The following is a 19746-nucleotide window of genomic DNA, read 5'->3' on the forward strand; positions in this document are numbered from 1 at the left end:
CGGGCCCGCTAGCCTGATACCCACCGGGAGCGCTTCATGCGGATCATTCACCGGATGCTCGCTGCACCGCTCTTGTGCGCGCTGCTCATGCTGCTCCTTGGGGCCAGCAGTGTCATTTCGATCAACGCAATGGGCGCTGCCCTGCGCGAGCTGTTCGAACAACGCTTCAACTATGTGCTCCTCCTCAAGGGGCTGGAAAACGGCCTCCTGCAGTCTCATGCCGAGGCCTACAGCCTGTTCACGGCGCTGGATGGTCTGGCTTCCGAAAAGGTGGCGGCGCGCACAGCAGCCATCGATGCGGCCATCGTCCGGACCGACTCCCAGGTCCAGGCCATCCGCACTGCAAACGATATCGGGGAAGCCGAACGTGCCGTGCTGGGCGAGGTGGCCAGCGGTCTGGCGCGTTATCGCAAGGCCGTCAGTACGGCGCTGGATATGGCGACCGTGGACCCCAACATGGGCCGCTCGGGCATGCAGACCGCTGACGATGTGTTCCGCGAGATCGTCCGGGCGATGAGTCAGGCCATCGAGAGCCAGACCGATGCGGCTCGCGAGCGTTATGAGTCCGCCGAAGCGGATGCCCGCCAGGCACTCCTGATGACGGCGGCGATTCTGGTCGCGTCCCTGTTGCTTTCCATCGTCACCAGCTTCTTCATGGCACGCCGGATAGCCATCCCGATGGCTGATGCCGTGCGCGTAGCCGGCCGGGTGGCCGACGGTGATCTGACCGAGCGGATCGCACCGCAGTCCGCCGACGAGGTGGGCCAGTTGCTGATGGCGCTGGCGCGCATGCAGGAGGGCTTGCGCATCGTGATTGGTGAGGTGCAGGCCAGTGTGCGTAATGTAGAGGAAGCTGCCCACACCATGAGCGGTGTGGCCAGTGGTGTGGCTGAAACAGTCAGCCAGCAGAGCACTTCCCTGGCAGGTATTTCGCAGATGGTGAGTGGCCTTACTGAAAGTGTGTGGAGCGCTGCCGAGCGCACCGAGGCGGTGGTGCAGGTTGCACACGAAACCTCGCAGACGGCCACCTGTGGACGCGACCTTGTGCTTCACGCCGCAGAAGAAGTGCGCCACATCGTGAGCACCGTGGATGGCACCGCCAACTCGATGACGGCTCTCGTCAGCAGCGCCGAAGAGATCAGCGGTTTTGCCAACGTGATCCACGAGATTGCGGACCAGACCAATCTGCTGGCGCTTAATGCTGCAATTGAAGCTGCGCGTGCCGGCGAGGGTGGGCGTGGTTTTGCCGTGGTCGCTGATGAGGTGCGCAAGCTGGCCGAAAAAACCGCGACGGCCACCTCACAGATCCAGCGAATGATCGAGCAGGTACAACGCCAGGCGCGGGAAGCGGCAGGTGAAATGGGCGTGGCGCGGCAGCAGGTGGAAAGCGGCGTGAGCGAAGTTGAAAGCCTGCGCGATCCGCTACGCCAGCTTGATGAAGGTGCCCATCGCTCGCTGGAGAATTTGCGTGAGCTGAGTGAAGTGGCGCGCCAGCAAACCAGCGCTTCGACCGAGATTGCCCAGCGTGTGGAGCAGATCAGCCAGAGTAGCGCGATTAGTTCCTCTGCCGTAGAACGTGGGCGCGAGGCTGCAGGCGAACTGGAGCATCTCGCTCGCGGCCTGACCGAGACGGTCGCACGCTTCCGCTGCTGAAATCCGCGCGCTGCCGCGCAGACAAAGGCCCTCTTGGGCTTGGCTCCAGGGTGCCTTGAATCCGATCCGGGCAGATCCAGCCGGCATGCCTGCGCCATAGCCGGGCGGGCGCTGCGCTACACTGGCGCCTTGCCCAAGCCGGAGTTCTCCATGTCCGCCACCTCGTCCGAAGCCCTGCCGCGCAGCCTTGCTATCCTGGTCGTCCTGGCCCTGATCGTGTCCGGTATCGCCCCCTTCGATCGCATTACCTGGGTCATGGAAGTCGTGCCTGCGGTGCTTGCAGTAGCTGTGCTGGTGGCCAGCCGCCAGCGCTATCCGCTCACGGATTTGCTCTACATCCTCATTGCCTTGCATTGCCTCGTCCTGATCTATGGCGGGGCCTATACCTATGCCCGGGTGCCGCTTGGCTTCTGGCTGCAGGACTGGCTGGGCTTTGCGCGCAACCCCTATGATCGTCTCGGCCACTTCATGCAGGGCTTTGTGCCGGCCATGGTGGCGCGTGAAATCCTGCTACGCGGCGCCTGGGTGCGCGGCCGGCGAATGGCTGCCTTCCTGTGCATCTGCGTAGCGCTGGCCGTGAGTGCCTGTTACGAGCTGGTCGAATGGTGGGCGGCACTGCTGCTCGGGCAGGGGGCTGACGAGTTTCTCGGCACCCAGGGCGACCAGTGGGATACGCAGTGGGATATGTGCATGGCGCTGATCGGAGCCTGCACTGCGATGCTCTTGTTCGCGGGCTGGCACGATCGCCAGATCGCGAAAATGAACCAAGGCAAACCCACAGGCGGAGCGCCTTCTTCTGCGTAGGTGCATCTTGATCTGTTCGGTCTTAAGTATTCGCCTTGCAGGAGCGCTCGGGAAGCATGGTGCCGGGCGCCCTGCCTGGATTTGGGCGTCACCGTGATTTCTTACCGCGAAGCCTCCGTCACGGACCTGAGTTCAATCTGCGCGCTGGGCAATGAGGCGCACCAGATCCACCGTGCTGCCTGGCACAGATATTCGCGCCCTGTGGTGGCCTCGAGCGCGATCATGACGCCTGGGCGAAGAGCCTTGCTTCTCCGGATTCCGCCATGTTTGTTGCGGAGGAGAATGCGTGGATCATCGGGTTCATCGCCGTCGGCCTGGTCAGTGAAACAGGCCCGCTCATGCAGCCATCACCTACGGTCGGATTGGCTCTGTCGGAGTCGCCGCAGAGCACAGAGGCAAGGGTGTTGGCCGGGCTCTGGTTGCTCTGGCCGAAGCGTGGGCGGCGAGACGTGGAGCCGCGGACATGCGTCTGCAGGTCTGGTCCTTCAACGAGAGAGCGATGGCCCTCTATGAAGAACTTGGCTATTCGGTTCGCTCCCATGTCCTGGGCAAGCGATTGCCATAGCCGAGGGTAAGGATTGACGTTCGATTCAAGGCTTGCCTCAGCAGTCACTCGTGAATCCTGGCGGTGCCGGGAGCGCGAGAGTATTCGGGGCTGAAAGGCCGGCGCCAGACCCGCGTGTGTCTGGCGCATCCTTCTGCGGTCTTCAGGGCTTGGCGAGGTGCCAGGTGTTGTTCACGCCGTCTCCCGTGCGGTCGCCCGGTTTCTGATCCTTGATCCAGTAGTACAGCGGCTTGCCCTTGAAGGCCCACTGCTTCTTGCCGTCGTCGCGCGTGACGATGCTGTAGTCCCCACTCGGGGCTTCGCCCTCGGCCACGTAGAGCGGCGGCCAGTTTGTTGCGCAGGGGCCGTTACAGACGCTCTTGCCGTTGCCTGCCGTGTCGCGGTCGAAGGTGTAGAGCGTCATGCCGCCGTTGCCGGTAAGGACGCCGTCAGTGAGCTTGGCCGGGGCTGGCGGCTGCATCGCACAGGCGGCGAGCAGGGCTGAGAGGAGCAGCGGGTAGGTGAGATGCCTGATTTTCATGGTGTTCTCCTTATTGGGGTGGGGATGCGCACTTTGGGTCTGGCGCCCCTGCTGCAGACTATTCCGGGCCTGAGCGGGCTGCCCGGAAACCTCCCACTCGTACGCAATGGGGCCTTGCGCTGCTTGCGGGTGGCCTGAGCCTGCTGCTCTGCGACTTGACTTGGACAGGGCGCCGGAACATATTTCACGCCACTGAACTTATTACTTCAGTGCTAGAGACCCATTGCCGGGAGCCAGGACCGGCGATGGCCACTACATAGCCTGGCAGGAGACAAGACATGAAATTCCGTTTCATTACCGGCGCCTTGCTGGCGCTGGCGGCCGTCAGCACCCAGGCCGCTTCGGATGCACCGACCGGCTACACCAAGTGTGCGCAGAACACCGGGGCGACCTGCACGATGACGGGCAGCCGCTCGGTGGCACTCGGCAAGTCCGGTAGCTTTGTTTACGCCACCAAGACGGACAGCTTTGCCTGCATCGGCTCGGCGTTCCCGAGCAATAGCTACACCACCTCGGCCTGGTGCTCGTATGCTGGCAGTACGTCGGCGGCCTCCAGCGCAGCTGCTTCATCCGCTGCTGCCAGCGCGGCAGCATCTTCCAAGGCCGCTTCCAGTGCGGCGGCTTCGTCCAAGGCCGCTTCCAGCGTCGCCGCTTCGTCAAAAGCCGCCTCTTCGACTGCCGGTATCCCGGCGGCCACTGGCACTGTGATCAATCCCACGACGGTCACCATTCCGGCCAATACCACCAAGGACTACGGCTTCCAGCGCATCGGCATTAGCGCCCAGGCCGCCAGCTGTGATGACGAAGGGCAGAAGCCGGTCTTCCTGCTCGAAGATGGCGCGGTGCTCAAGAACGTGATCATCCATGGTGGCCTCAATGGTTCCGATGGCGTGCATTGCAAGGGCAATTGCACGCTCGAGAACGTGCATTGGGAAGACGTGTGTGAAGACGCGGCCACCATGCTCGGTGGCTCGGGCAAAGTCATGAGTGTGGTGGGGGGCTCGGCCAGCCATGCGTCGGACAAAGTGTTCCAGCACAACGGCAAGGGCAGCACGGTCAAGGTGCGGGATTTCAACACCTATGGCGATATTGGGCGTTTCTGGATGTCCTGCGGCAATTGCTCGGACAACGGTGGCCCGCGCAAACTGGATATCGACCGTGTGAATATCACCGGCCGCATCTGGGATTCAGCCAAGAACGTCCAGGCCTATGCCATCCGCTTGAACTACAACTACGGCGACAAGGCTACGGTGCGTAACCTGAAGATCAAGAACTACGTCAAGGGCAGCCCCAAGGTGTGCGTGCAGGCCGTGGGCGTGCAGCCGGGCGAGGCACAGACCAATAACGGCGAGTTCTTCAACACCGCCTATTGCGATCTGAGTCCGGCAGATGTGACGGCTTACTGATCCCGCTCCGAGTACTTGCAAGCTGAGCCGCCCCGCGTGTTGCGCCGGGCGGCTTTTTCATGCGGTGGGTTTTGGCATCAGCGTCCAAGCCGGGCGATGCAGGAGCCTCGCTGCTATTCGCCAAACACGCTCTGCCACAAGGCCTGTACTGGCGTGCGCCAATGGTCCAGGCTATCGTCGGGCACGCGGCTCTTGTACTGGTTCAGACGCAGGCCGTGCTGGGCGTGGCGCAGGGCGCGATAGCTGTTGGCGCTGGCTTCGGCCAGCGCTGCCGGAATCAGGCCGGCATTGGCCGCGCGGCCCAGGAGGGCGATGTTGCCCTTGTTTTCGGTGAGTTCGGGATGGGCGTGGGAATAGGCCAGCACCAGATACTGGACGATGAATTCCACGTCGATCAGGCCGCCTGCGTCATGCTTGAGCTCGAAGCCCGGTCCCTTGTTGGCGAAGGATTCGCGCATCTTGCGGCGCATGCCCAGCACCTCTTCGCGCAGCTTGGTGATGTCGCGCTGCTGGGCCAGCAGGCCGGTGCGCAGGGTTTCGAACTGGGCGCCTACGGCCGGGTGGCCAGCGCAGAAGCGGGCGCGCGTCAGGGCCTGCAACTCCCATACCCAGGCGTCATTGCGCAGGTATTGGGCGAAGCCTTCCAGGGACACCACCAGCAGACCGGATTCGCCGTTCGGGCGCAGGCGCGTGTCGATCTCGAAGAGGTGGCCAGCGGCGGTGCGACTGTCGAGCCAGGTATTGATGCGCTGGGCGAGGCGGGCGTAGACCGGCTGGCAGTCGGTGTTCGGGTCGTCATGCACATAGACCAGATCGAGGTCTGAGGCATAGCCGAGTTCCTTGCCACCGAGCTTGCCGTAGCCAAGGATGCCGAAGCGGTGTTCATCGGCGTGGCGGCGGGCGCGCTTCCAGTTCAGGCTGAGGGTTTCGGCCAGCACCGTATCTGCGGCGGCCGAGAGGTGGTCGGAGAGACGCTCCACGCTGAGCTGGCCGGCGAGATCCCGGTTGAGCAGGCGGAAGACCTGGGCATGGTGCTGCTCGCGCATCACGTCCATCTGGCGCTCCACATCGTCGCCGAGGCGCTCCATGGCCTCGTGCAGGGCGGTGGCGAAGTGGGACCAGTCCGGCTCCTCGGTGAGGCTGCGGTTATCCAGCAACTCGTCGAGCAGCAGCGGATGGCGCGTCACGTAGGTGGCGGCCCAGCTGGAGGCGGAGACCAGTTCCACCACGCGTGCCATGGCCTGTGGGTATTGCTGCAGCAGGGCGAGGTAGGCCGAGCGGCGGCAGATCGCTTCGAGCAGCTCGATCATGCGGGCGAGGGTCTGATCGGGATCGGGGCGTGCTGCGGCGAGCTCGAGGATGCGCGGCATCAGCGCATCCAGGCGGTGGCGGGCTTCGTCTCCCATGCTGCGCAGGCGGGCGCTGTTGCGGAACTCCTGCAGGCGGGCGGAGGATTCGAGCGGCTTGCGGTAGCCAAGCTCGCCGAGGCAGTCGCCGGTCGGCCCGGCTTCACAGGCGCCTTGCCAGATCGGGTCGAGGCGATGATCTTGCGCCACCGGGTCGCCGAAGACTTCGGTGAAGTGCTTGCCCACGATGTGGCGGTGCACATTGAGTGCTGCGATGAGGCCCTCGTAATCGTCGCAGTTCATGGCCCGGGCCAGGCGCAGGCGGTCTTCGGCATTGCCCGGGATGGTATGGGTCTGGGCGTCTTCGAGATACTGGATGCGGTGTTCGAGGCGGCGCAGGAAATCGTAGGCGGCGGCCAGCAGGGCTTCGGTTTCGGCTTCGAGCTGGCCGCGATGGACCAGCGCGCGCAGCACCTTGAGGGTCGGGCGGATCTGCAGGCCGTGATCACCGCCGCCGCGGATCAGCTGGAAGACCTGGGCCAGGAATTCGATTTCGCGGATGCCGCCGGGGCCGAGCTTTACGTTGTCCGCCATTTCGCGGCGGGCCACTTCGCGGCGGATCTGCGCATGCAGTTCGCGCATGGCGTTGATGGCGCCGAAGTCGAGATACTTGCGGAAGATGAAGGGGCGGGCGATGTTCTTCAGCTCATCGTGGCGTGTGCCGGTCAGCGGGCGCGCCTTGATCCAGGCGTAGCGCTCCCATTCGCGGCCCTGGGTGATGAAGTAGTTCTCCAGCATCTCGAAGCAGGCCACCAGCGGGCCGGAGTCGCCATTCGGGCGCAGGCGCATGTCGACGCGGAACACATAGCCATCGCCGGTGAGCTCAGAGATCGCGCCGATCAGCGCGCGACCCAGGCGGGTAAAGAAATCGAAGTTGCTGATGCTGCGTGCGCCGTCGGTTTCGCCGTCTTCTGGGTAGGCAAAGATCAGATCGATATCGGAGGACACATTCAGCTCGCCGCCACCGAGTTTGCCCATGCCGATCACGATCAGCGCCTGGGCTTCGCCAGAGGGACTGCGCGGTGTGCCAAAGCGGGTCGTGAGCTGGGCCGTGAGCACGCGCTGGGCGGTGACGATGGCGGCCTCAGCGATGTTGGTCATGGCCGCGGTGACTTCCTCCAGCGGCGCCAGCCCGGCCAGATCGCGCACCATGGCGTGCGCCGCCACCCAGCTCTTGAGGGCGCGCAGGCGCGGGGCCAGATTCGTCTCGTCGAGCGGGCTTTCTGCCAGGAAGGCTTCCATGTCGGCGCGCGTGAGTGGCGCAGCAAGACTCGTCCCGAGGCGCTCGGCCAGCCAGGGACGGGCAGCAAGCTGGCGTTCGAGGTGGCGGCTGTGGGCACAGGCGCGGCTGATCAGGGCAGTGGTATCGGTCATGGTGGAAACGCGACGGACGGTTGTCAGACTCTGTGATCTACGGCGGAATAAAGGGCGGCAGCAGGTCCGGCCCTGATAAAATCGCCCTCCCATCATGCCGCCACCGCAGTGGCGACGTCCAGCCTGAATGCTTGAGCCGACCGGCACCCCTCCTGATTCGCTGTGCACGCGTGCCCGCTCCCGTTGGCAGGCCTGGCTGCGTCTGCCCCTGATGTTGCCTAAGCTGTTGCGCACGCTGCTGCTGCTGACCTTCTTCGTGCTCGGCGTGGCCCTGCTCTTGCTGCGCTATCTTGGCGCGCCGCAGATTGCCGCGCACCGCGTGGAGATCGAACAGGCGCTGAGCCAGGCCCTCGGCTTGCCGGTGCGCATCGAGCAGCTCGATGCAAACTGGGATGGCCTGCGCCCGGAGCTCGCCATCCGCAATGTGCAGGTGCTGGACAAGGCCGGTCGCCCGGCGCTGGAATTGCCGGCGGTGAATGCCGCGGTGGCCTGGTCCTCCCTGTGGCATTTTGGCCTGCGTCTGCATCGCCTCGAGATCATCCGCCCGGAGTTGGCCGTGCGTCGCGAGGCCGATGGCCGTCTGTTCGTGGCCGGTTTGGCGGTGAGTACCGGTGGCGAGGGTTCCGGCGCGGCAGATTTCGTGTTGCAGCAGGATCAGATCCTGATCCGCGATGCACGCCTGACCTGGGCCGATGCCCAGCGCTCGGCCCCACCGCTGACCCTGGACAAGGTCAGTCTGCGCCTCGAAAACAGCGGCCGGCGTCACCGTTTCGCACTGCAGGCGAGCCCGCCTGCGGCCTATTCGGCCAATCTGGATCTGCGTGGCGATCTGCGCGGGCGCAGTTTCGCTGAGCTCGAAGACTGGCGCGGCACTGTTTACACCTCGCTCGACGAGGCGGATCTGGCGGTCTGGCAGCAATGGGTGGATTACCCGCTGGGTCTGACCCGTGGACGCGGTGGGTTACGTGCCTGGGCCAGCTTCGATGCCCTCCAGCTCACCGGCCTGACGGCCGATGTGGCGCTGGCCGAGGTGTCGCTGCGCTTCGGCAAGGATATTCCGCAGTTGGACCTGCATGCGCTGCAGGGGCGGGTGCGCCTGAGCCGCCGTGACGGAGGTATCGATCTGGCGGCCGAGCGCCTCAGCCTCGCCGCACAGGACGGCCTGCAGGTGGGCCCAACCACGCTGAGTCTGCGTTATGTGCCGGCCCGGGCCGGGCGCGAAGCGCGCGGCGAATTTGCCACCAGCGCCCAGGATGTGAAGGTGCTGGCCCAGCTCGCAAGCTTCCTCCCACTGCCCGAGGAGCAGCGCCGCCAACTGGTGCTGGCCGACCCTTCCGGGCGCATCGAAGATGTGAAACTCAGCTGGGAGGGGAGTGCGGCCAAACCGGTCGAGCATTTCACCCTGGCCGCCCGTTTTGCTGATCTGCACCTCCATCCAGTGGGGCATATTCCTGGCTTCAAGGGGCTTTCGGGCCAGCTCAGCGGCAGCGAGCGCAGTGGTGAGTTCCGCCTCGGTTTCAAGCAGGGCGGCCTCTATCTGCCGCACATCATGCATGAACCCTTCATGGTGCTGGATCAGGCCGAACTCAAGGGGCGCTGGGGCTATGAGCCGGCGCCGCAGGACAAGGTCCAGCGTCTCACCGTGCGGCTGGACCGGCTGCAGGCCAGCAATCCGGATGTGCAGGCCGAGGCCTCCGGTTACTGGCAGGCGCGGGCCAGCGGGCCGGGCTATCTGGATGTCCGCGCGCGCGCGCCGGCGGCCAGGCTCGATGCGGTGTGGCGCTACATTCCGGCGGTGGCGCCGGTGCAGGCCGTGGATTGGCTGCGCAGCTATCTGCAGGGTGGGCGCGGTGAGAACCTGGCCTTCCAGCTCACGGGTGAGCTGAACCAGTTCCCCTTCAATCACGCGCCCGGCGTGTTCAAGCTCGAAGCCGGCCTGCGCGACGCGCTGATCAGCGAGTTCTACTCCGGCTGGCCCGGTATGAATGCCTTGCAAGGCAGCTTCATGCTTGATCGCCAGCGCATGACCATCCGGGCCGATAGCGGCCGCTACGGCGCAGCCACCGCGCGCGGCGTGAAGGTCGAGATTCCGGACCTGATGGACCAGGGCAAGCAGGTGCTTACCGTTGATGGCAAGGCCAGCGGCCCCAACCCTGATTTCCTGCGCTACGTGAATGGCAGCCACCTGCTGGCCAATCTGGTTGGCAGTTTCACGCGCAATGTGCGTGCCAGCGGTAATGGAGAACTCAATCTGCGCATTGAAATCCCGCTGCATGAATCCATCCACACCCGGGTGCGCGGCGATTACCGTTTCCAGGCGCCGAGCCTGCAACTGATCCCGGCCTTGCCTGAATTCACCGAAGCCAGCGCCACGCTGGGCTTCACCGAGAAGGGTATCAGCCTGCCGGTGGCAGGGGCCATGTTCCTGGGGCGGCGTGTGCGCGCCACCGGCGTGACCGAAGCGGACGGCAACCTGCGCTTCGATGCCCAGGGCAGCATGACTGCGAGTGGGCTGGACCAACTGGTGCGCAACCCGGCCTGGCGTCACCTTGGGGGTGAAACTCCAGTGGCCCTGGTGATCCGGGTGCGCCACGGCCTGCTTGATCTGAGTGCGGACACCAGCCTGATCGGCATCAGCTCCAGCTTGCCGGCGCCCTTTGCCAAACCCGCCAGCGAGGCCTGGCCGCTGAACTTTTCCCTGCGTCAGGAAAAGCGCGAGACCTTGGGCGGGCAAAACCAGATCTGGCGTGTGCGCCTCGACAAGCGTCTCGATGTGGCCTGGAGCGAGCGCTGCGGTGATACGCCTTGCCAGTTCACCTCGGGCGCGCTGGCCGTTGGCGAAACCGCCACGCTGCCGATGCAGGGCTGGCGTTTTTCCGGTGTGGCGCCTCAGGTGGACGTCAATCCCTGGATCCCGGTGGTCGATGAATTCATGACGGGCTTTGCCTCGGGCAGCGGTGGTCAGCCCCAGGTCGCGGCGGCTTTCCGGGTGGGCGAGCTGCGCGTGGGGGGCTATCGCTTCCGAGACCAGCAGGGCAAAGCCTTGCGTCGTGGCAATGACTGGAGCCTGCAGCTCGACGGGCCGGACATGGCCGGCGAGCTGAGCTGGGGCGAGTTGGGTGCCGGCAATCTGCGTGCCCGTCTCAAGCGCCTGAACCTGCAGCACCCGGGCGGCGCTGCCGAGATTGCCAGCGTGGTGGATGTAGCCGAGTCCGCCAGTGGTCGCCAGTTGCCGGCGCTGGATGTGGAGGCCGAGCACTTCAGCACCCGCAACATCGATTTCGGCCAGCTCAAACTGCGTGCGGTGAATGATGGCCAGCTCTGGAAGCTCGAGCAGGTCAGCCTCAAGACGCCGGATCTCGAATTCACCGGCAGCGGTCACTGGCAGCGTGTCGGCCTGAAGCCGGGCACCCATCTGGACTTCAGCCTGCATAGCGAGGATGCCGGCGCGATGCTCGCGCGCCTGGGCTTCGCCGGCATGGTCGATAAGGGCACGGTCGACTTCGAAGGCAAGGCGGAATGGCGTGGCGCGCCTACTGCGATCGACTACCCGAGCCTGGCCGGCAGCCTCAAGCTCGAGGCCCGCAAGGGCCGCTTCCGCCAGATGGACCCCGGCGCCGGCCGCCTGCTCGGGATCATGAGCCTGCAGTCCCTGCCGCGCCGCCTGACCCTCGATTTCAGCGACATCTATGCCCAGGGCTTCGCCTTCGACCGCATCAGCGGCGAGATGAGCGTGGCCGCCGGCGTGCTGCATACCAACGATCTCGAAGTGCGCGGCCCGGCGGCACGCGTCTTCATCACCGGCAATACCGATCTGGGCCGCGAGCAGCACGATCTGCAGGTGATGGTGCAGCCGACCCTGTCGGAAACGGTGGCCGTGGGAGGCGCCCTGGCGGTGGGCGTGTTCAACCCGCTGATTGGCGCGGCCACCTATGTGGCGCAGAAGATCCTGCTGGACCCGGTCGAGAAAATGTTCAGCTACGAATACCAGGTGCGTGGCCCGTGGGCCGAGCCCCGGGTCGACAAGATCAGTACCCTGAAGGCTGCCGTGCAATCCGGTGTCCAGTCCGGAGTTTCATCCGTCGAGGAGGGAGAGAAATGACGCCGTCCGCCATGCGTGTTGCCGCCGTGCAGATGATTTCCGGGCCGGACGTGGCCGCCAACCTGGCTGAGGCTGCCCGCCTGATCGCTGAGGCGGCTGCACAGGGGGCGCAGCTCGTGCTGCTGCCCGAGTATTTCCCGCTGATCCATGCTGATGAACAGGCCAAGATCGGCATCCGCGAAAACTTTGGCGAGGGGCCGATTCAGCGCTTCCTCGCGGCCGAAGCCAGGCGCCATTGCCTGTGGCTGATCGGTGGCACCTTGCCGCTGGCTGCGGCAGACCAGGCCCACGTGCTCAACAGCAGCCTGGTGTTCGACCCGCAGGGCGCGTGCGTGGCGCGTTACGACAAGATCCACCTCTTCGGCTTCACGCGTGGCGCCGAGCATTACGACGAATCCCGCACTATCGAAGCCGGCCGCGAGATCGTGAGCTTCGAAGCACCCTGCGGCCGGGTCGGCCTCTCGGTGTGCTACGACCTGCGCTTCCCTGAACTTTATCGCCGCATGGGCAGTCCGAACCTCATCGTGGTGCCTGCCGCCTTCACCGAAACCACGGGACGGGCACACTGGGAAATCCTGCTCAGGGCAAGAGCCATCGAGAACCAGTGCTATGTGCTGGCCTCGGGGCAGGGTGGTGAGCATCCTTCGGGCCGTCGCACCTTCGGCCACAGCATGCTGATCGATCCTTGGGGCGAGATAGTATCGACCCTCGCGAGCGGCCCCGGCGTGGTCGTGGGGGAGATCGATCCCAAGCGTATCGCCGCCGTGCGCGAGAGCCTGCCGGCCCTGCAGCACCGCATTTTCAAAGAATCCGCCTCAACCGAACCTGGAACGCTTCCCGCATGAGTCACCCCGCAGCAAACCCCGCGCTGGATATCGCCGCCGAACTCCTCCTCACGCCCTATGGCCTCACCACCGCCTCGCTCGATCGTAGCCTCGGCCAGATCCTGAGCCACGATGTGCAGTTCGCTGACCTCTACTTCCAGTACCAGCGTGCTGAGAGCTGGAGTCTCGAAGAGGGCATCGTCAAGGCTGGCAGTTTCAATATCGAGCAAGGAGTTGGAGTACGCGCCATCGCTGGCGACAAGACCGCCTTCGCCTATTCCGACGACATCAGCCTGGCCGCCCTTGGCGAGGCCGCCAAAACCGTGCGCGCCATCGGCGCTCAGGGCCAGAGCCGCAAGACCCGCGTGCGCTCGCCCGGCCTGCCAGCGCCGCTCTATGCCGCTGTCGATCCGCTGCCCTCGCTGCCGGACGCCGCCAAGATCGCGCTGCTCGAGCGCCTCGAACAATATGCCCGTGCCGAAGATCCGCGCGTCGTGCAGGCCATGGCCTACCTCGCCTCGAGCTGGGACGTGGTGCTGGTTGCCCGCAGCGACGGCCACCTGGCGGCTGACGTGCGCCCGCTGGTGCGCCTGTCGCTGACGGTGATCCTCGAGGATGGCGGCCGCCGCGAGCAAGGTTCCTCCGGCGGCGGTGGCCGCAGCGACTACGCGCTCTTCGACGACGCTGTGCTGCGCGATTACGCCCGCCGCGCGGTGCATCAGGCCAGCGTGAATCTCTCCGCCAAGCCCGCCCCGGCCGGCAGCATGACCGTAGTGCTGGGCTCTGGCTGGCCCGGCATCCTGCTTCACGAGGCTATCGGCCACGGTCTTGAGGGCGACTTCAACCGCAAGGGCAGCTCCGCCTTCGCCGGCCGCATCGGCCAGCGTGTCGCCGCCAAGGGCGTCACCGTAGTCGATGACGGCACCCTCACTGGGCGCCGCGGCTCGCTGACGGTGGACGACGAAGGCAATCCCACCCGCTGCACCACCCTGATCGAAGACGGCATCCTCGTCGGCTACATGCAGGACATGCACAACGCAGGCCTGATGGGCGTTGCACCCACCGGCAACGGCCGCCGCGAATCCTTCGCCCACCTGCCGATGCCGCGCATGACCAACACCCTGATGCAGGCCGGCGACAAGGATCCGGCCGAGATCATCGCATCGGTCAAGAAGGGCCTCTACGCGGCCAACTTCGGGGGAGGTCAGGTCGACATCACCAGCGGCAAATTCGTGTTCTCCACTGCCGAAGCCTACCTGATCGAAAACGGCAAGATCACCCAGCCAGTGAAGGGGGCGACGCTGATCGGCAACGGCCCGGACGCGCTGACCCGCGTTTCCATGATCGGCAATGATCTGGCGCTGGACCCCGGCGTGGGCACCTGTGGTAAGGAAGGCCAGAGCGTGCCGGTCGGCGTCGGCCAGCCGACCTTGCGCATCGACGGCCTGACCGTGGGTGGCACCGGCGGCTGAGCGCCGGCGGTACTGCACAAGACAAAGGCGCCGTGAGGCGCCTTTGTCTTTTTGGGCAGCAATTGATCCGGAGCGGGTGGTCGGGGAACTAAAAAGCGGGTGCTCAGGCGTAGGGCGGGTTAGGCGAAGCTGTAACCCGCGCATGACGGCACACCTTCAACCGCCCCACACATAACCGCCCCGCGACACAACAACCATCATTCCAGATCGGACGGTTTGTCCGTGCAGGTCATTTCATTGACCCGCCCTACCTGGTTCAGTCAGCCCAACCCGCTCCGGAGGTCAAACGCAGGAAACCGGAGGCCGTTGGCCCCAGGCTGAATGAGTGCTTGCTTGCATTAAGGAACCATCAAGCGGCAGGCTGTGTTGCCTCAACGAGTGGAAACCAGCCTTTCGCCACCTGAATAACGCCCCACAACTTGTCGGGGATCGTCAGTTGCGGCACGCGCTCGGAATCGAGCGCCGTGGCAATCTCTGTATCCCTGCCTTCGCTTGCGAGTTCGACCCAGGTCGGATTCATCACCAGGCCCTGCCCGATGGCGACCAACTTCAGGCCTGTCGTTAATGCTTTTTCGGCGTCCTCGGGCGTCCGGATAAGACCTGCCGCAATTAAAGGAATACGGTCAGCGACGTGCTCAACGATCAGCTCGGCAGTGGTTCGCTCGCCGGTGTGGTCGGCGGGTCTGGCATTCGGAATGTCAAAGAGCGATGCATGAAGGTAATCGACGCCCGCCTCGATCAGCCGGTCAATCAGCACGTAGCTATCGCTAATACGTAGCGCTCCTTCGCCGGGTTCCTCCGGTGAGATGCGGTAGCCCAGCAGGAAAGGCCGCTTGGCGTGTTCTGCGATGACCCGCTGAGCCTCGCGCACCACGGCCATAGGGAAGCGCATGCGGTTTTCGAGCGAGCCACCCCATTCATCCTCGCGCTGGTTGAACATGGGCGAGAAGAAGTTCTGGATGAGGAAGCCATGAGCGCCATGTAGCTCGATGCCATCGAAACCCGCCTCAATGGCGCGACGTGTCGTTTCGCCGAACGCCTTGATGATCTTTTCGATTTCTTCCCCGCTCAGCGCATGACTGGTCACTTCGGCGCTATTGAACGGGCTGGGCGGCACCTTGAGGGCACTGGCACTGGCAACGCGACCATCCGGCACGAGGTGTGGCAAGGCTTTGTTGCCGGCGTGGAAAATCTGCAAGATGGCCGGCGCACCGCCGCTCTTGGCCGCTTCCGCGAGGCGACGCAGGCTGGGAATATAGCGATCATCATCGCTGGCGAACTCGTCCGTGAAGCCGATACCGTCCGGAGTCACGTGCGTGCAACCTGTCACCACCATGCCGACTCCGTTTACACGAGCGCGATAGTAGGCCACTTCCTGGTCGGAGATGCTGCCGTCCGGGTTCGCCGACCATGTCGTCATCGGTGCCATCACGGCGCGGTTGCGCAAGGTGAGTCCGTTTTTGAAAGTTAATGGCTGGAACAGCCTCGATCTGGTTGGGGTCATTTGAATTGAATCTCCACGGTTGAAACGGGAGCTCCGCAGCGAGTTGCGCTCCCATGGCAAGCAGTGTGTCCCTAAGCACCTGGGGCGCGTTTGCCAAAACCGTCGCACTTCTTGCCTGAAATGATGAGATTCGATCGATGACCGGGTTGGTCTGAGTTTGGCAATGCTAAGCTTCAACCACAAAACCTGAAGGCAAAGCCTTGACTACACGGAGACGTCCAATGGCCATTGAAGCAAGGCCTGACATCGGAGAGCTTGTCAGTCTGGTTGGCGAGACTGCACAAACTGATGGAGATTACGACACGCCGATTCCCGCGCTGAAACTCCGTCGCTGCAGTTCAACCACCGATCCGAAGCCTTGCATCTATGGCTTGGGTCTTGTACTGATCGTGCAAGGCAGCAAGCGGATCACTCAGGGCGACGAGATCTTCGACTACGGGGCCGGACAATCTCTTATAACGACCGTGGATATGCCCGTGGTGGCGTATGTCACGCGTGCCAGCACCGCAGAGCCTTTTCTCGGGATTTGGTTGGAGCTCGATGCTCGCCTTATCGCCCAGACGGCGGCGGAGATGGAGTTTGCGAGCCCGCTCCAGGCTTCGACGACGCGAGGAATATCCCTCGTAGCACTGGATCCAGGCTTGCAGGATGCGCTGACTCGGCTGCTCCGCCTGCTCGCCGAACCGTCGCTGATTCCTCTCCTCGCACCCCTGATCCAGCAGGAGATCGTCGTTCGCCTGCTGCATGGGGGGCATGGCCCCAACTTGCGCCGTCTCGTTGCGATAGGCTCGCCGAGCCAGCAAATTGCCAAGGTGGTCACATGGCTGAAACAGCACTACACAGAGAACGTGCTGATAGATGACCTTGCGGCCAAAGCTCATATGAGCCCTTCAACTTTTAGGCAGCATTTTCGTGCCGTAGTTGGCGTGAGCCCCTTGCAGTACCTGAAGAACCTGCGCCTCCTCGATGCCCGGCAACTGATGCTCAATGAAAATCTGGATGCGGGCAGTGCGGCGACGCGTGTCGGGTACGAGAGCGCATCCCAGTTCAGCCGGGAGTACAGCCGATTATTCGGAGATCCGCCGAATCGAGATATCAAGCGGATGCGGGAATCCACCTGGGCAAGAGATGGAAACAGCCATTAAGAGCGGTCATCTAAGCCTGACCGTCCCTGTGCCTGTCCGAACCTCGGCATCAGGAGATCGGCCAGAGCAGGGGCTAATCATTCCCCTACAGCCTGGCCGATGGAGTGGCCCCGTTGAAAGCCGGGATCCTTGAAAACGCGTCAGCGATGAAGTCCATGAATGCGATGGCCCGGGTCGGCAGAAGCCGGTTGGCAACATAAACGATCTGAACAGGGACGGCCGGCGCGGAATGTCCCGTCAGGATGTACTTCAGGCGGCCGCTCTTCAAGCCTTCGTCGAACAGCCATGCCGGCCCATGCCCAACCCCCAGACCAGCGGTGACCGCTGCACTGACAGCATCTGGCGAGTTCACTCTCAGCCTGCCGGAAACCGGAATTTCGGCGTCGCGGAAGCGCCATGTCGCGCCCGACGCCAGCAAGGTGTAGATCACGCAGTCGTGCTCGCGCAGATCATCTGGTGTCTGCGGAACCCCGCGTTTGGCGAGGTAATCCTCACTGGCCACGAAGACGCGCTCGTACGAGCCGATGCGCCGGGCGCGGAGTGCGCTGTCTTCCAGTTGTCCGATGCGAATGGCGAGTTCTGTCCCCTCATTGACGAGGTCCACGTAGCGATCGTTGATCTGGAGATCCAGTGTCAGTCTGGGATAGCGTTCCAGGAATTCCGGCACGTATGGCAACACGAAGGCATGGGCAAGCGCGGTGGGGCAGGCCACACGCAAGAACCCTGATGGGTCGGCATTGCTTCTGAATGAGGACTCGGACTCCTCCACCGCGTCAAGGATTCGCCGGATGTCGGCGTAGTAGCGTTCGCCCTCCGGCGTCAGAGACAGCTTGCGTGTGGATCGGTGCAGCAGTCGCGTTTGCAAGTGGTCTTCCAGCGCTGCCACGTAGCGACTGACGTTGGGTTGCCCCAGGCCCAGATCGCGTCCTGCCGCAGAAAAACTGCCCGTCTCCACGGCGCGCGCGAAGCAGGTCATCAAGAGAAATCGGTCCACGCAGCCTCCATATTCATGCATTGAACGCATGAAATATATTCAACGACGCTATCTTATCGAGATTAATGCATAAGCGCACAGTTCTCCCTGCCGACCACGGTGGTCGTTACTGAATGGAGAACACAATGTCACGCTTGCAAGGTAAACGTACGCTCATCACCGGTGGCACCAGCGGCATCGGTCTGGAAACCGCAAAACAGTTTCTGGCCGAAGGCGCTCGCGTCGTCGTCACGGGGGTCAATCCCGATTCCATCGCAAATGCCCGGGCCGAACTCGGCTCCGAGGTTCCGGTGCTGCGCGCCGACTCGGCCAGCGTCGCTGCGCAAAGGGAACTGGCGCAGGCCGTCAAGGACCACTACGGCCAGCTCGATGTCGCCTTCCTCAATGCCGGCGTATCCATGTGGCTGCCGATCGAAGAATGGACGGAAGAGATGTTCGACCGCTCCTTCGATGTCAACGTCAAGGGCCCGTATTTCCTGCTGCAGGCACTGCTGCCGGTGTTTGCGAATCCCGCCTCCGTCGTTCTGACAACGTCGGTCAGTGCGCATGCCGGTGCGGATCGCTCATCCGTCTATGCCGCCACCAAGGCCGCATTCCTGAACATGTCGAAGACGCTGTCGACTGAATTGCTCGGACGCGGAATTCGCGTCAATGCGGTCAGTCCTGGCCCGGTCGAAACGCCGCTGTACGACAAGCTCGGCATTCCCGACGCCTACCGCGCGCAAGTGAACAAGGACATCGCCGCTACCATCCCGCTCGGTCGCTTCGGCACCGCCGACGAGGTAGCCAAAGCGGTGCTGTACCTGGCCTCCGACGAGTCCCGCTGGACGCTCGGATCGGAAATCGTTGTCGATGGCGGCCGCCTGCTCAATCGCTGACCACGCAAGGCTGGCGTCCAAGTCGCCGCGTTCGGCGACAAGCCCTCGGCTTCAAGACCGCAGCCAACAAGCAGGAGGGGCGTGGCGAATATCCCCGCGCCCCTTCCTCGATCCCACCCTTCAAAACCCGACCTGACAATGCCTACGCTTACCCTGATCAGCCACCCGCTGTGCCCCTTCGTTCAGCGAGCCGCCATCGTATTGATCGAAAAGCAGCTTCCCTTCCATCGCATCAATGTGGATCTTGGTGACAAACCCGCCTGGTTTCTGGCGATTTCGCCGACCGGCAAAGTCCCCCTGCTTCAGGTGCAAGAAGCTGACGGCGCGGAGGAAATACTGTTCGAGAGTGTGGCGATCTGCGAATACCTGCAGGAAACCCAGCCCGGTCCCAGCCTCTATCCGGATGACCCGCTGACGCGAGCGAAGCACCGCGCGTGGATTGAATTTGGCTCCGCAACCCTGGGAGAGGCCTGGGGGTATCTGAACGCCAGGGATCAACCCAGCGCCGATCTGAAAGCCGCTTCGTTCAAGGACAAGCTGGCTCAGCTCGAAAAGGCTCTCGGGCCTGGCCCGTACTTCGCGGGTGAGGCCTTTGGCATGGTGGATGCGGTTTTTGCGCCCATCTTCCGCTACTTCGCTGTGCTGCAAACCGATAGCACCGAATCGCTGTTCGCCGACTTTCCCAGGGGTAACGCCTGGCGAAAAGCGCTCAGTGCGAGAGCGAGCGTGATCGCAGCTGTTTCCGCAGATTATCCGGCGCTTTTTCAGGCGCACTTACGGCGTCAGCAAGCCTTGCTGATGGAGACGGTTTAGGCCCCCTCAACCCGAGTCCAGCCGTGTCAGCACGCTCAGAAGCGAACGGCGGTCCTCGATCATGGATTTGGTGAATCGCCCCGGTTTTTGTAGAGGTCGGGTCGTCCGTTTTGTACACGACTACGGACGTTCAAACGGGAGGGGTGGAGCGGCTGCATTGGCCGAGTTGCTCGCGTAGGCTTTGTGGCTGGTTTCAAAGTGAATCAACTACGTGCGGTTTTTGTGGGGTTGGCTCGCGGCCATCTCGCCCAAAAAAACATGAACTTGCGCTTGTCTCCGTAAAACG

The 19746-nt window shown here is 63.7% G+C and carries 14 protein-coding genes; 10 read left to right on the top strand and 4 right to left on the bottom strand.

Annotated features, from left to right (window positions below; all coding sequences use genetic code 11):
* Positions 1 to 36 precede the first annotated feature (36 nt).
* The 3 genes from HJ583_RS04435 (at position 37) to HJ583_RS19400 (ending at position 3022) form a co-directional block, all read left to right on the top strand.
* On the top strand, positions 37 to 1653 hold the full coding sequence (locus tag HJ583_RS04435; RefSeq protein WP_170020807.1) for a methyl-accepting chemotaxis protein: 1617 nt from the start codon (positions 37 to 39) through the stop codon (positions 1651 to 1653).
* 150 nt (positions 1654 to 1803) lie between these two features.
* Positions 1804 to 2457, top strand: a complete 654-nt coding sequence (locus tag HJ583_RS04440) for a DUF2238 domain-containing protein (RefSeq protein WP_170020808.1) — start codon at positions 1804 to 1806, stop codon at positions 2455 to 2457.
* 361 nt (positions 2458 to 2818) lie between these two features.
* On the top strand, positions 2819 to 3022 hold the full coding sequence (locus HJ583_RS19400) for a GNAT family N-acetyltransferase (RefSeq protein ID WP_408058178.1): 204 nt from the start codon (positions 2819 to 2821) through the stop codon (positions 3020 to 3022).
* Positions 3023 to 3164: 142 nt separating this feature from the next.
* On the opposite strand, the gene HJ583_RS04450 is transcribed toward HJ583_RS19400, so the two are convergent.
* Positions 3165 to 3542: a COG4315 family predicted lipoprotein gene (locus HJ583_RS04450; protein WP_170020809.1), complete on the bottom strand. Its 378-nt coding sequence runs from the start codon at positions 3540 to 3542 to the stop codon at positions 3165 to 3167.
* Positions 3543 to 3820: 278 nt separating this feature from the next.
* On the opposite strand from HJ583_RS04450, the gene HJ583_RS04455 reads away from it, so the two are divergent.
* Entirely contained in the window at positions 3821 to 4948 is a 1128-nt protein-coding gene (locus tag HJ583_RS04455; protein ID WP_170020810.1) for a pectate lyase, read from the top strand.
* Between the two features lie 113 nt (positions 4949 to 5061).
* On the opposite strand, the gene glnE is transcribed toward HJ583_RS04455, so the two are convergent.
* Positions 5062 to 7728, bottom strand: coding sequence for a bifunctional [glutamate--ammonia ligase]-adenylyl-L-tyrosine phosphorylase/[glutamate--ammonia-ligase] adenylyltransferase (gene glnE / locus HJ583_RS04460; protein ID WP_170020811.1), 2667 nt, complete (start codon positions 7726 to 7728; stop codon positions 5062 to 5064).
* A 127-nt stretch (positions 7729 to 7855) separates the two neighbouring features.
* On the opposite strand from glnE, the gene HJ583_RS04465 reads away from it, so the two are divergent.
* From HJ583_RS04465 to tldD, 3 genes are read left to right on the top strand one after another with little or no spacing between them, the layout of a single operon-like run.
* Positions 7856 to 11830 carry a YhdP family protein gene (locus HJ583_RS04465; protein WP_170020812.1) on the top strand — a complete coding sequence of 1325 codons (3975 nt, stop codon included), beginning with the start codon at positions 7856 to 7858 and terminating at the stop codon, positions 11828 to 11830.
* Positions 11827 to 12675, top strand: coding sequence for a carbon-nitrogen hydrolase family protein (locus HJ583_RS04470; protein WP_170020813.1), 849 nt, complete (start codon positions 11827 to 11829; stop codon positions 12673 to 12675). The genes HJ583_RS04465 and HJ583_RS04470 overlap by 4 nt, the downstream gene beginning before the upstream one ends.
* Positions 12672 to 14126, top strand: a complete 1455-nt coding sequence (gene tldD / locus HJ583_RS04475; protein ID WP_170020814.1) for a metalloprotease TldD — start codon at positions 12672 to 12674, stop codon at positions 14124 to 14126. The genes HJ583_RS04470 and tldD overlap by 4 nt, the downstream gene beginning before the upstream one ends.
* Positions 14127 to 14475: 349 nt before the next feature.
* Here the strand turns inward: tldD and HJ583_RS04480 are convergent, their stop codons facing one another.
* The gene (locus HJ583_RS04480) at positions 14476 to 15630 is read right to left on the bottom strand and encodes an NADH-dependent flavin oxidoreductase (protein ID WP_170020815.1); all 1155 of its coding nucleotides are present in this window, start codon (positions 15628 to 15630) and stop codon (positions 14476 to 14478) included.
* A 221-nt stretch (positions 15631 to 15851) separates the two neighbouring features.
* Between HJ583_RS04480 and HJ583_RS04485 the strand changes: the two genes are divergently transcribed.
* Positions 15852 to 16775, top strand: coding sequence for an AraC family transcriptional regulator (locus HJ583_RS04485; RefSeq protein ID WP_170020816.1), 924 nt, complete (start codon positions 15852 to 15854; stop codon positions 16773 to 16775).
* Positions 16776 to 16860: 85 nt separating this feature from the next.
* Here the strand turns inward: HJ583_RS04485 and HJ583_RS04490 are convergent, their stop codons facing one another.
* Complete coding sequence (locus HJ583_RS04490) at positions 16861 to 17769, bottom strand: LysR family transcriptional regulator (protein WP_328824824.1); 909 nt, start codon at positions 17767 to 17769, stop codon at positions 16861 to 16863.
* A gap of 125 nt (positions 17770 to 17894) precedes the next feature.
* On the opposite strand from HJ583_RS04490, the gene HJ583_RS04495 reads away from it, so the two are divergent.
* Complete coding sequence (locus tag HJ583_RS04495) at positions 17895 to 18647, top strand: SDR family oxidoreductase (RefSeq protein ID WP_170020817.1); 753 nt, start codon at positions 17895 to 17897, stop codon at positions 18645 to 18647.
* A gap of 81 nt (positions 18648 to 18728) precedes the next feature.
* Positions 18729 to 19460 carry a glutathione S-transferase family protein gene (locus HJ583_RS04500; protein WP_217423256.1) on the top strand — a complete coding sequence of 244 codons (732 nt, stop codon included), beginning with the start codon at positions 18729 to 18731 and terminating at the stop codon, positions 19458 to 19460.
* Positions 19461 to 19746 lie beyond the last annotated feature (286 nt).

It is taken from the genome of Uliginosibacterium aquaticum (assembly GCF_012972705.2).
In the GTDB taxonomy this organism is placed as follows: Bacteria; Pseudomonadota; Gammaproteobacteria; order Burkholderiales; family Rhodocyclaceae; genus Uliginosibacterium; species Uliginosibacterium aquaticum.